The 11956-nt window shown below is 72.7% G+C and carries 10 protein-coding genes; 2 read left to right on the plus strand and 8 right to left on the minus strand.

The window, feature by feature from the left end; genetic code table 11:
* Positions 1 to 557 precede the first annotated feature (557 nt).
* The gene (gene trpS / locus ABZ714_RS34495) at positions 558 to 1553 is read left to right on the plus strand and encodes a tryptophan--tRNA ligase (RefSeq protein WP_358829321.1); all 996 of its coding nucleotides are present in this window, start codon (positions 558 to 560) and stop codon (positions 1551 to 1553) included.
* A 106-nt stretch (positions 1554 to 1659) separates the two neighbouring features.
* Here trpS and proC read toward each other — a convergent pair whose 3' ends face one another.
* The 6 genes from proC to ABZ714_RS34525 form a co-directional block, all read right to left on the minus strand.
* Positions 1660 to 2469: a pyrroline-5-carboxylate reductase gene (proC, locus tag ABZ714_RS34500; RefSeq protein WP_358829322.1), complete on the minus strand. Its 810-nt coding sequence runs from the start codon at positions 2467 to 2469 to the stop codon at positions 1660 to 1662.
* 123 nt (positions 2470 to 2592) lie between these two features.
* The gene (locus ABZ714_RS34505) at positions 2593 to 3810 is read right to left on the minus strand and encodes an FAD-dependent oxidoreductase (RefSeq protein WP_358829323.1); all 1218 of its coding nucleotides are present in this window, start codon (positions 3808 to 3810) and stop codon (positions 2593 to 2595) included.
* Between the two features lie 89 nt (positions 3811 to 3899).
* Positions 3900 to 4799, minus strand: coding sequence for an RNA polymerase sigma factor SigJ (gene sigJ, locus ABZ714_RS34510; RefSeq protein WP_358829324.1), 900 nt, complete (start codon positions 4797 to 4799; stop codon positions 3900 to 3902).
* Positions 4800 to 4841: 42 nt separating this feature from the next.
* Positions 4842 to 5621, minus strand: a complete 780-nt coding sequence (locus tag ABZ714_RS34515; protein ID WP_358829325.1) for a class I SAM-dependent methyltransferase — start codon at positions 5619 to 5621, stop codon at positions 4842 to 4844.
* Between the two features lie 183 nt (positions 5622 to 5804).
* Entirely contained in the window at positions 5805 to 6317 is a 513-nt protein-coding gene (locus ABZ714_RS34520) for a hypothetical protein (RefSeq protein ID WP_358829326.1), read from the minus strand.
* 50 nt (positions 6318 to 6367) lie between these two features.
* Positions 6368 to 6733, minus strand: a complete 366-nt coding sequence (locus ABZ714_RS34525; RefSeq protein ID WP_358829327.1) for a peptidase — start codon at positions 6731 to 6733, stop codon at positions 6368 to 6370.
* Between the two features lie 138 nt (positions 6734 to 6871).
* Here ABZ714_RS34525 and ABZ714_RS34530 point away from each other — a divergent pair, with 138 nt between their 5' ends.
* On the plus strand, positions 6872 to 9205 hold the full coding sequence (locus ABZ714_RS34530; protein WP_358829328.1) for a serine/threonine-protein kinase: 2334 nt from the start codon (positions 6872 to 6874) through the stop codon (positions 9203 to 9205).
* A gap of 65 nt (positions 9206 to 9270) precedes the next feature.
* Here ABZ714_RS34530 and ABZ714_RS34535 read toward each other — a convergent pair whose 3' ends face one another.
* Both ABZ714_RS34535 and ilvD read right to left on the minus strand, forming a co-directional pair.
* Complete coding sequence (locus ABZ714_RS34535) at positions 9271 to 9690, minus strand: DUF4440 domain-containing protein (RefSeq protein ID WP_358829329.1); 420 nt, start codon at positions 9688 to 9690, stop codon at positions 9271 to 9273.
* Positions 9691 to 9821: 131 nt separating this feature from the next.
* Complete coding sequence (gene ilvD / locus ABZ714_RS34540) at positions 9822 to 11672, minus strand: dihydroxy-acid dehydratase (protein WP_358829330.1); 1851 nt, start codon at positions 11670 to 11672, stop codon at positions 9822 to 9824.
* Positions 11673 to 11956 lie beyond the last annotated feature (284 nt).

An 11956-nucleotide genomic window follows, 5' to 3' on the forward strand; every position in this document is an offset into this window, starting at 1 on the left:
GATTCCGATCGGGCGGCCGACTGGAGAGGCCTTCTTGCTTTTGCCTTTCGGCGTTTCCGACTCTATCAGATCCTTTCGGGCCTGATTCCCGGTCGAAACTCGGGTTTTGTCTTTCCGGCCACTCGGGCCGTTCCGACGAGTGAGACTTTAGCGGAACCTTTTCTCCGACGCTAATCGGGTCTGCGTCCTGTCGAACGCTGATTCCTCATTCCGAAAAAGCACGGCCGAAACCGGGCGGCAAAAACTGCCGCGCGTTCGTCGGTGTGGTCTTACGGAAGGGCCGCCCGGGGACCAACCTGAGTCGGCGCTCACGTCGGGCAACTCGGAGAACACTACGGTCGGCTCCGCCCACTGTCAACCCGGGGCTCCGTGCCCTACGCTCGTCCCCATGACATCGCGTACGCGCTCACAGCAGTGGCGGGCCGCCTGACGGCGGCCGGACACTTCGCGCGTACTCAACGGCCGCCGCTTCGGCGGCCGTTTTCGTTTCTCCCCCTCGGAGAGCCGGGCCGCCGGTAGCCGTGGCCTCGTGGACCAGAGGGAGAGGAGAAGCGGACATGACCCGGATCTTCAGTGGGGTGAAGCCCACCGGACATCTGACGCTGGGCAACTACCTGGGGGCGATCCGCCGCTGGGTTGAGGTCGACCAGCACGAGGCGGACGCGCTGTTCAGCGTTGTGGATCTGCACGCCCTGACCGTGGAGCACGATCCGGCCCGGGTCCGCAGGCTGAGCAGGCAGGCGGCGACGCTGCTGCTGGCGGCGGGGCTGGACCCGGAGCGCTGCACCGTCTTCGTACAGAGTCACGTCGACGAGCACACCAGGCTGGCCTATCTGCTGGAGTGCACCGCGTCCGACGGCGAGCTGCGGCGGATGATCCAGTACAAGGAGAAGGCGGAGGCGGCCCGGCGGAGCGGGGACGGCGTACGGCTGTCGCTGCTGACGTATCCCGTGCTGATGGCGGCGGACATCCTGGCGTACGGGACGGACGAGGTCCCGGTCGGGGACGACCAGGCGCAGCACGTGGAGCTGACCCGGGATCTGGCGGTCCGGTTCAACCAGCGGTACGGGCATACGTTCACCGTGCCGAAGGCCACCCATCCGCGGGTCGCGGCTCGGATCATGGATCTTCAGGACCCGTTGTCGAAGATGGGGAAGTCGCACGAGTCGGGGGCGGGGATCGTCTATCTGCTGGACGATCCGGACCAGGTGCGGCGGAAGGTGATGCGGGCCGTGACGGACAGCGGGACGTCGGTCGTCTACGACCGTGAGGTCTCGCCGGGGGTGGCGAATCTGCTGGAGATCCTGGCCGCCTGTTCGGGTGGGAACCCGGAGGAGCTGGCCGGTGTACACGAGTCGTACGGGGCGTTGAAGCGGGCCGTTGCGGACGCGGTGGTGGAGCTTTTGCGGCCGGTGCGGGAGCGGCACGCGGAGCTGGCCGCGGACGCGGGATATCTCGACGATGTGTTGCGAAAGGGGGCCGGCCGGGCCAGAGGGCTGGCCCGGCCGAGGGTGGACGCGGCGTATGCCGCGATCGGATTGCTGCCGGGGTAGCCGGGAGGGATCCGGGACCGGGCGCGCTGCCGGGCCGGGGTCGTGGCCGTTCCTCACCGGTGGCCGTACGGGCGGACGCCGGTGAGAAGGCGGGTCCGGCAGGGCGTCAGCCGTTGCCGGAGGCGAGTTCGCGGCTGCGGTCGCGGGCCGCTTCGAGGGCGGCGATCAGGGCGGCGCGGACTCCGTGGTTCTCCAGTTCGCGGATGGCGCTGATGGTGGTGCCGGCGGGGGAGGTGACGGCTTCCCGGAGCTTGACGGGGTGCTCGCCGCTGTCGCGGAGCATCACGGCGGCGCCGATGGCGGCCTGGACGATGAGGTCGTGGGCCTGGGCACGGGGCAGGCCGAGCAGGATGCCCGCGTCGGTCATGGCCTCGACCAGGAAGTAGAAGTAGGCGGGGCCCGAGCCGGAGAGTGCGGTGGCGGCGTCCTGCTGGGACTCCGGGACCCGGAGCGTCTTGCCGACGCTGCCGAAGATCTCCTCGGTGTGGGCGAGGTGGGTGGGGGTGGCGTGGTGGCCGCCCGAGATGACGGACATGCCTTCGTCGACCAGGACGGGGGTGTTGGGCATGACACGGACGACGGGGGCGCCGGAGGCCAGGCGTTCCTCGATGAAGGAGGTGGGGATTCCGGCGGCGGCGCTGATGACCAGGCGATCGGCGGTGAGATGGGGGGCGAGCTGGTCGAGCAGGGCGCCCATGTCCTGGGGCTTGACGGCCAGGATGAGGGTGTCGGCGCGCTTGGCGGCGTCGGCGTTGGTGACGGGCTCGACGCCGTAGCGGGTCCGGAGTTCCTCGGCGCGGTCGGTGCGGCGGGTGGTGACCAGGAGATCGGCCGGTCGCCAGCCCGCGCGGATCATCCCGCTGAGGAGGGCTTCACCGATCTTGCCCGTACCGAGGACTGCGACTGTCTTGGTCATGGCTCTGTTCACCTCGTCGCTGGGGGTTGTGGCGCCCATCCTCGCACCGGTGACGCGGTGGCCGGGCGGGGCCGGGGCGTCCCCGGGTGCCCCGGCGGCGGGCCGGGGCACCGGGCGGGGTGGTCAGCTCAGGCCAGGGAAGAGGGGGATCGCCCCGGGACGGCGGCGGGCCAGGTGGAGGATCCGGACGGTGAACCGTACGACCTGCTCCTTGAAGTGGGCCGCCGGGCGGCCGGTGAGGGTGAGGGCGCGCGGTGAGTCGTCGGCCCGGACGAACTGGATCAGGCCGTCGCGGCGGCCGAGGCCGACGCACTGGAAGACATAGCCGAACCGGAGCGGCCGGGGCTCGTGGCCCCGGAGGTCCGCGACGATCGTGGTGGCGGCCCGGGACCCGCCGGGGAGGGCGGCCGCGCATCCCATGCGCAGGGCGCCCGCCGCCGCCGAGTGGGCCGCTGCGGCGTCCCCGACGGCGCAGATCTCGGGGTGGCTGATCGAGCGGAGGGCGTCGTCGACCGCGATCCGGCCGGTCACCGGGTCGAGGGCGAGTCCGGCGGCGGAGGCGATGGCCGTACGGGGGACCATCGACGCCGACCAGACGACGGTGTCCGCGTCGACGTCGTCGGGGTGCGCGACGTCGGTACCCTCCTCGATCCGGACGCCGAGTCCGGTCAGCACGGTACGGACATGGGCGCGGCCCCGGGCGGAGTGGCCGGCGGCGACGGGGCCGGAGGAGAGGAGGCGTACGGACCAGTCGGGGTAGGTCTCGGCGAGTTCGGCGGCCGTCTCGATGCCGGTGAGACCACCGCCGACGACGGCGACCGAGCCGCGGCCGGTCCGCATCCGGTGGCCGAGTTCCGCGGCGGTCTCGGCGGTGTGGACCCGGCTGTCGGCCTCGGGATGCTCCAGCGCCCCGGCGCGCGTCTCGGGCCCGGGGGCCGTTCCGGGGGTGGGGATGGAGGTGGGGATGGAGGTGGGTGCCGGGGCCGGGGTGCCGGTACGGCTGCCGAGGGCGTAGACGAGGCGGTCGTAGCGGATCTCCCGGCCGTCGTCCGTGGTGACCGTGCGGGCGTCCGGGTCGAGGGCGACGGCCCGGTGGGCGATGTGCCGGACGCCGGTGCCGCGCAGCAGGTCGGCCAGGGGGTGGGTGACATCGGTCCGGGTTCCGGCCAGTTCGTGGAGCCGGACGCGTTCGGTGAAGCGGTCGTGCGGGTCGACCAGGGTGACCCGGGTATGCGGGGCGAGCCGGAGGGCGGCCATCAGCCCGCCGTACCCCGCGCCGATGACGGTGACCTCGGGCCGGTCCGGGGGACGGGTGCTGTCCTGCTGCGAAGTAGGCGTCATGCAGGGGTGACGGCGTGGGGCGGGCGGGTGTGACGTGATGGTGATCACGCGCCGCGGGTGGGACGGGTGGTGGGGTCGTACGCGGCGGGCTACTGCGGGCCGTGGAGCGCCGCCAGGTCGAGGTGGGCCAGTTTGGCGGGGTTGAGGGCGCAGTCGATCCGGGTGATCAGGCCCTCTTGGACGGTGAAGGCGTAGACCGCGGCCGAGTAGTCGGCGGCCGTCCCGGTGGCGGTCCCGGTGGCGACGAGGCCGGGCGCGCCGTTGACGTCGTACCGCCCCAGCCGGGTCCGGCCCGGGACGAAGGCGCGCAGGACGTGGCCGATGAAGTGGGTGACCTTCTCGCGGCCCACGACCGGGACACGCGCCGCGCCCACCAGGCCGTTGCCATCGGTACGCCAGACCACCTCGGGGTCGAGGATTCGGGCCAGACCCGCCAGGTCCCCGTCGACAGCGGCGGCGAGAAAGGCCTCGACGGTACGCCGGTGCTCGGCCCGGTCGACGGTACGGCGCGGAGCCTCGGCCTGTACCCGGCGGCGGGCCCGGGACGCCAGCTGCCGTACCGACTCGGGGGTACGGCCCACCACGTCCGCGATCTCCGCGAACGGCACCGAGAAGGCGTCGTGCAGGACGAGGGCGGTCCGCTCGGCGGGGGTGAGCCGTTCGAGGACCGTGAGCAGGGCGATGCCCACGGAGTCGTCGAGCGTCGCCCGCTCCTCCGGGCCGGCCTCGGTGACCACGGGCTCCGGCAGCCAGGGGCCGATATACGCCTCGCGCCGGGCGCGGGCCGAGGTGAGCTGGTCGTAACAGATCCGGCTGACCACGGCGGTCAGATATCCGGCGGGGTTCTCGGCCCGGTCGTCCGGCAGCCGCCGCCAGCGCAGCCAGGCGTCCTGGAGGGCGTCGTCGGCGTCCGCCACCGAGCCGGTGATGCGGTAGGCGATGCCCCAGAGGCGTTCGCGCTGCTTCTCGAACTCAGCCGGCTCGGCCATCTCTGCTGGGTCCTTTGTTGTGCGTGGGGTGGTTGTGGTGACTCAGGCGGTGGGGACGGTGATCGTCAGCTCGACCGTGTACGCCTCCGTGACCGTGCCGTCCGGGAAGACCTTCAGCAGCTCGGCGCGCTCCCGCGCCAGCAGTTCGGCGGCGGCCCCCGGAGGCAGCGTGAGCAGGAGCGAATGGCTGCCGATGTTCGCGAGATGGGTGTCCACCGGCACGGCCCGGGTCCACGGGATCCGGCGCTCGACGGTTCGGCCCTCCCAGTCGGCGGGCAGCGACCTGACCGGGCCCGGCGAGCCGTGGGTCCACTCCGGGATCCGGCGCCGGAAGCGGGCGCTCTGGTCGGCGACCCACGGAACCGTCTCGTCGGCGACGTTCCACCAGAGCGCGAGCGCGCCCCCGGGGCGGAGCACCCGGCGCGCCTCGGGGAGGGAACGGGCCGGGTCGGTCCAGTGCCACGCCTGGGCGTACGTGATCAGATCGGCGCGGGCGGAGGCGAGCGGGAGGGCGTCGCCGAGGCCGCGTACGAGCGGGATGTCCGGATGCGTACGGCGGAACTCGCCCGCCATGCCCGCGCCCGGTTCCACGGCGACGACCCGGGCGCCGCGGCGGGCCAGCAGTCCGCTGGAGATACCGGTACCGGCGCCGACGTCGACGACGTCCGCGCCGCGCAGGGAGCGGCCGGCCAGCTCCTCGACGGTGTCGAACAGGGCGTCCGGGTAGCCGGGGCGGGCCGCGGCGTACTGGGCCGCCGCGCCGTCGAACGACCGCGCGCGCGGCGACGACGCGAGGGCGCCGGGGCGATGCTCTGCGCTCATGGGGCTCATGGGGCTCATGGGGTGATCCTCCCCGGCCGGAGCTGCGCCGTCTACGTCCCCGGGGCGCCGCCCCACAACCCGGGTTATACCCGGCGACCTCCGCTTGTTCGCGGTCCGCGGACCGCGAACAAGCTTCGGGCGCCGGGCGCGTCCCGGGTAGCGGCGGGTGCTTCCCGCAGGGGGTCAGCGGGATTTGCGTTTGGGGGTGCGGGCCTCCGGGTTGCCCGTGCGGGCGCCGCGGCGCTTGGTGAACTGGGCGCGGGCCGTCTCGTACTCCCGGCGGTGCAGCGCCTCGCCCGGCGCCTCCTTCAGCGCGCGGAGGCACCAGGCCAGCAGCACGCCGACGAAGCCGACCGTACGGACGCTCCGCAGCGCGTCCGGGGTGGCCGCGCCGGTCGGGCGGCGGGTGAAGCCCTCCCAGGTCTTGCGGAAGGCGATCGCGCTGCACACCGCGAACATCACGATGACCATCGCGTTCAGGATGCCGCCGACCTCGGCGATCGTCAGGCCCTCGTAGCCCAGCCGGAGGGCGAACGCGCCGAGCGCCGCCGCGGCCAGGGCACCGGCCGCGACGCCCGCGCGGCGCAGCCCGTAGCCGCCGTCGTGGTCGACCCAGGTGGTGCCGAAGAAGCGGATGGGCTCGGGCAGCGGCCCCTCCGGGGTCCCGCCTCGGGTGTTCTGCTGCTGCTCGCTCACGGGCCGATTATCCCCGGTGTCCTCCCCGGCGGCGGCCCCCGGGCCCGGGGTCAGCAGCGGATGGCCACGTATCCGTCGCTGCCGGTACGGATGTACGCGTCCGAGACGAACTCGCCGTTGCCGATGTTGTCCCAGATCCGGGACGTGCCGTACGGGCCGTTGACCGACTGGCCCGGCTTCTGGCAGAAGATCGGGACGCGGGAGCCGACGGGGAGCGTACGGATCAGTTCGTACTGGGTGCCGGGGCCCATCCGGACGTTGAGCGCGACGCCCGGCGCGACCGGGTAGTAGCGGACCGCCGCGGAGACCTCGGCCGTCGCGACGTCCCCGAGCGCGACCGACGCCGATACGGATGCCGATACCGACGGCTCCGCCGCCGTCTGCTCCGGGCCGGTCCCGGTTTCGTCGATTGTCATGGAAATCTCCCCCGTTGGTGTATCTGCGTAGAGGTACGGTACGCCGCGCCCCGGCGGGCAACCACCCCCGGGATCGCACTCACCATCGACTAGGCTCCGAGGTTCGCGCGTGCGCACGATCGATCATCGGGGGTGGGGATGCCACCGCTGCGGAGCACCGGTCAGGCGTCGGAATCCGGTCAGCCTGAGTACGCAGGTCAGTACCGGCTCGAAGCCTGTCTCGGGAACGGCGGTATGGGTGTCGTCCACCGTGCGACGTCCGCGTCGGGGCTGCGTCTCGCCGTCAAGGTCATCCATGCCGAGCACGCCACGGATCCCGAGTTCAGGGCGCGTTTCCGGCAGGAGGTCGCGGCTGCGAGGCGGGTCAGCGGGGCGTTCACGGCCTCCGTCGTGGACGCCGATCCGGATGCCGCCCGCCCCTGGATGGCGACCCTCTTCATCGACGGCCCCACCCTCGCCGAACAGGTGAAGCGGAATGGTCCGATGGAGCCCGAGGCGGTCCGCAGGACGGGCGCCGGGCTGGCCGAGGCGCTGCGCGACATCCATCGCGCGGGGGTGGTGCACCGCGATCTCAAGCCGAGCAATGTGCTGCTCGGCGCCGACGGCCCGAAGGTGATCGACTTCGGTATCTCGCGGCCGAAGGACAGCGATCTGCGCACGGAGACCGGGAAGCTGATCGGTACGCCGCCGTTCATGGCGCCCGAGCAGTTCCAGCGGCCCCGGGAGGTGGGGCCCGAGGCGGATGTCTTCGCCATGGGGTCGGTCCTGGTGCATGCTCTCACCGGGCGCGGACCGTTCGACTCCGACAGTCCGTACATCGTGGCCTACCAGGTCGTTCATGACGAGCCCGAGCTGACGGGGGTGCCGTCGGGGCTGGTGCCGCTGCTCCGCCGCTGTCTGGCGAAGGACCCGGCGGAGCGGCCGTCGCCGTACGAGTTGATGGTGGCGCTGCGGGAGGCCTCGCCCTCGGCCTCGTACGACACCCAGGCGTATGTGCCGATGCCCAGGGAACCGGATCCGCGCGAGAGCCTGCCGGGCCCGGGCGCCGCGACGGCCGCCCCGGGCGGATGGACTGGTTCCGCAGGGGTGGGTTCCGGGGGGCCGGGCCGGTTGGGCTCCTCGGTCGGGGGCAGCGGCGCGGACAAAAGCGGAATCTCTTCGGGGAACGGCGGCAAGGGTGGCGGCCGGGGGCGGTGGACGGCCGGGCGGCGGCGCTGGGCGGTGGCCGGAATCGCCCTGGTCCTGCTGGCGACCGCCGGGGTGGTGGCGCTCCGGGCGGGCGACGGCACGGACGGCGGGGCCGGGACGTCCGCCGGGACCCGGGCGGGGTCGCCGGGGGCGCATGGAGTCGAGGCGTGGAGCGTACGGCTCGGAAAGGCGCGCGGGGAGGAACGTACGCCCGCGTGTGCCTACGCACCCGGTCCCGGCGCGCTCTACTGCTCCGCGCCGGGGGTGACCGCCGCCCGCCTCGACCCCGCGACCGGCCGCCGGATGTGGTCCCGGCCCGCCGGACGGGGCGCTACGGCCGACATCGGACCGCGCGCGCCGGTGCTCGCGGGCGGCCTGGTGCAGATCCGGCCCGTCGGCACCGAGCCCGTACAGGCACTGGACCCGGCGACGGGCGAGCCCCGGTGGTCGGCCCCGATGGCCGGGTATTCGGGGGTGCGGTACGCCGGTGAGCTGGCCCTCCTCGTCAAGGGCGACGGCCGGGTCCGGGCCCTGGACGCCCGGACCGGCGCCGAGCGGTGGCGGGCCCGGCACGGTTCGGGCGGTGGTGAGTGGATCGCCGGGGGCGGTGCCCTGTACGCGGTGGACCCGTCGGCCGGGGGTACCGCGACGGAGATCAACGCGGTCGACCCGGACACCGGGCGGCTGCTGTGGCGGCAGCGGCTGGAGGGGTCGTTGCGGCCGGTGGGGTTCGCGGACGGTGCGCTGCAACTGCTCGCCGTGGACTCGACCGGCAGTACGGACGCGGTCGTCCGGCTGACGGTCGCGGGGGCCGGGACGGACAGGGCAGCGGACGGAGGCGCGGCCCGGGGGCGCGCGGTGCGCCGGATCGCCCTGGACGCGCCGGTTCCGCAGGCACAGGCGGTGGTCTCGCCGAGCGGAGTGACGTATATCGGCGGAGCGGGCGGATCCCTGGTGGCGGTCCGGGTCTCCCCCGAACGAAACGCCTCGGGGCAGACGGGGCGGGCAGGTCAGCTGTGGCGGCTGGAGACCGGGGCGACCCAGCTGTCCCGGCCCGTCGCGGGCCGGAACGCGGTCTTCGTGACGGCCGGGGACGGGCGGCTGCTGGCGGTCGACGCGGTACGCGGACGGCTGACCGGCCAGACGGACCCCCGGATGGACGGCGGACCCCGGACGTACACCTCGTTCCTGCCCGCCCCGGCCACGGCGGGCGACCGGGTCTTCGGTACGGCACCCGACGGCTCGGTCTTCTCGGTCGCGGCGGCGGATCCGGGGAGCTGGTAGCCGGGTGCGACCGGACGGGCCGAAGCAGGTCGGGGCAGGCCGAAGCAGGTCGGGGCAGGTCGGGCTCAGTCGACTCCGGGCGGTACCGGGGTCGACTGGTGGTAGTACATCCGCCAGATCGCGGGGCCGCCGGCGGACGCCGGGTGCGCGCGCCAGATCGAGCTGCGGCGGGCCCGCTGGTCGCCCAGCCGGGTCTCGAAGGTCAGATGGACCACTCCGGGCGCCAGCAGCGTCCCGGCGAAGCCCGAGGGCTCGTACCCGGGACCGTCCGCCGAGCTGCCCGGATGGTCGGCGAGCCCGGCGAGCATGGTCTCGTACGTCCAGTGCCGCCCCGATCCGCCCACCTCGGTGAAGTCGGGGTCGAGCAGCCGGGCGGCCTCCTCCGGGGAGGAGCGGACCAGCGGGTCCATGAGGCGTAGCTCGGCCGCGATCGCCGCCGCGACGGCCGTCGTCTCGTCCGCCGTACCGTCCGTCGTCCCGTTCATGGCGTCATGGTGACCCGGAGTGCGGGGGATGTCGCAACATGTTTCCCGTGAAACCGGGTCCGGCGAGGGGAGGAACGGGGGACGGCCGGGCCCGTCTCCGGGTCCGGCCGCCTGGTGTTCCGCAGGGTGCGTCAGCCCAGTCGGGAGACGTCCCGGACCGCGCCCTTGTCCGCACTCGTCGCCATCGCCGCATAGGCACGCAGCGCCGCCGACACCTTCCGCTCCCGCGCCTTCGGGGCGTACCGGCCGCCCAGCGCCTCACGGCGGGCGGTCAGCTCCTCCTCGGACACCAGCAGCTCGATCGAGCGGCCCGGGATGTCGATCCGGATCCGGTCGCCGTTCTCCACCAGGGCGATCGTGCCGCCGGACGCCGCCTCCGGAGAGGCGTGGCCGATGGAGAGACCCGACGTACCACCCGAGAAACGGCCGTCGGTGACCAGCGCGCACGCCTTGCCCAGACCCCGGCCCTTCAGGAAGGACGTCGGGTAGAGCATCTCCTGCATCCCCGGGCCGCCCTTGGGGCCCTCGTACCGGATGACGACGACATCGCCCTCCTTGACCTCCTTGCGGAGGATCTTGTCGACCGCCTCGTCCTGCGACTCGCAGACCACGGCCGGGCCCTCGAAGGTCCAGATGGACTCGTCGACGCCCGCCGTCTTCACCACACAGCCGTCGACCGCGAGATTGCCCTTCAGCACGGCCAGACCGCCGTCCTTGCTGTACGCGTGCGCGGCGTCACGGATACAGCCGTTCGCGGCGTCCGTGTCCAGCGTCTCCCACCGCTCCGACTGCGAGAACGCCTCCGCCGAACGGACACAGCCCGGCGCCGCGTGCCACAGCTCGACCGCGTCGGCGGACGGGGAGCCGCCGCGGATGTCCCAGTCGTCGAGCCACTGCTTGACGGAGGACGAGTGGACGGTGTGGACGTCCTCGTCCAGCAGCCCGGCCCGGTACAGCTCGCCGAGGATCGCGGGGATACCGCCCGCCCGGTGGACGTCCTCCATGTAGTACGTGCCCTGGGGCGCCACATTCGGCGCGACCTTCGCCAGGCAGGGGACCCGGCGCGAGACGGCGTCGATGTCGTCCAGCCCGTAGTCCAGCTCGGCCTCCTGCGCGGCCGCCAGCAGATGCAGGATCGTGTTCGTCGAGCCGCCCATGGCGATGTCCAGGGCCATGGCGTTGTCGAAGGCGGCACGAGTGGCGATGTTCCGGGGCAGGACGTTCGCGTCGCCGTGCTCGTAGTAACGCTTGGTGATCTCGACCACCGTCCGGCCCGCGTTCTCGTAGAGCGCGCGGCGGGCCGTGTGCGTCGCCAGGACCGAGCCGTTACCGGGGAGCGAGAGGCCCATGGCCTCCGTCAGACAGTTCATCGAGTTGGCCGTGAACATGCCGGAACAGGAACCGCAGGTCGGACAGGCGTTCTCCTCGATCCGCAGCATGTCCTCGTCGGAGATGCTCTCGTCGACCGCGTCCACGATCGCGTTCACCAGGTCGAGCTTGCGGACCGTGCCGTTGACCAGGGTCGCCTTGCCCGCCTCCATGGGGCCGCCGGAGACGAAGACCGTGGGGATGTTCAGACGCAGAGCCGCGTTGAGCATGCCCGGGGTGATCTTGTCGCAGTTGGAGATGCAGATCAGGGCGTCCGCGCAGTGCGCCTCGACCATGTACTCGACACTGTCCGCGATCAGGTCGCGGGACGGGAGCGAGTAGAGCATTCCGCCGTGGCCCATGGCGATACCGTCGTCGACGGCGATCGTATTGAACTCACGGGGGATCGCCCCCGCCGCCTTGATCGCCTCACTGACGATCCGGCCCACCGGCTGGAGGTGGGTGTGACCGGGGACGAACTCGGTGAACGAGTTCGCCACGGCGATGACGGGCTTGCCGATGTCCGCGCCCGCTACGCCCGAGGCGCGCATAAGGGCGCGGGCGCCCGCCATATTGCGGCCGTGGGTGACTGTGCGGGACCTCAGCTCGGGCATCGTCGCTCTCGCTCCTCGATAGGTCGGTCGATAGGCCACAAGGGTACGCCGAGGGCTCCAAGATCTGGACATTCCGTCCGCGATACGGAATCGGGGTTCCGGGTCCCCGGGCCCGGGGGAGGGTGCCGCCTCATGTTGTCGGTCCACCCGCCGGCCGGTGACTGGCTGGTCGCGCAGTTCCCCGCGCCCCTGACGGGGCCCGTCCTCTTACGAGGTCGGAGAGGGGGAGAGCATTTAGGGGCGCGGGGAACATCCTCAACTCCGTGGTCCAGTACTTCCCCGAC

It is taken from the genome of Streptomyces sp. NPDC006798 (genome assembly GCF_040635975.1).
Taxonomy (GTDB): domain Bacteria; phylum Actinomycetota; class Actinomycetes; order Streptomycetales; family Streptomycetaceae; genus Streptomyces.

Coding starts and splice junctions, on each gene's coding strand:
- proC (WP_358829322.1), bottom strand. CDS start 2,469: ATGACCAAGACAGTCGCAGTCCTCGGTACGGGCAAGATCGGTGAAGCC.
- ABZ714_RS34530 (WP_358829328.1), top strand. CDS start 6,872: ATGCCACCGCTGCGGAGCACCGGTCAGGCGTCGGAATCCGGTCAGCCT.
- ABZ714_RS34525 (WP_358829327.1), bottom strand. CDS start 6,733: ATGACAATCGACGAAACCGGGACCGGCCCGGAGCAGACGGCGGCGGAG.
- sigJ (WP_358829324.1), bottom strand. CDS start 4,799: ATGGCCGAGCCGGCTGAGTTCGAGAAGCAGCGCGAACGCCTCTGGGGC.
- ABZ714_RS34505 (WP_358829323.1), bottom strand. CDS start 3,810: ATGACGCCTACTTCGCAGCAGGACAGCACCCGTCCCCCGGACCGGCCC.
- trpS (WP_358829321.1), top strand. CDS start 558: ATGACCCGGATCTTCAGTGGGGTGAAGCCCACCGGACATCTGACGCTG.
- ABZ714_RS34535 (WP_358829329.1), bottom strand. CDS start 9,690: ATGAACGGGACGACGGACGGTACGGCGGACGAGACGACGGCCGTCGCG.
- ABZ714_RS34515 (WP_358829325.1), bottom strand. CDS start 5,621: ATGAGCGCAGAGCATCGCCCCGGCGCCCTCGCGTCGTCGCCGCGCGCG.
- ilvD (WP_358829330.1), bottom strand. CDS start 11,672: ATGCCCGAGCTGAGGTCCCGCACAGTCACCCACGGCCGCAATATGGCG.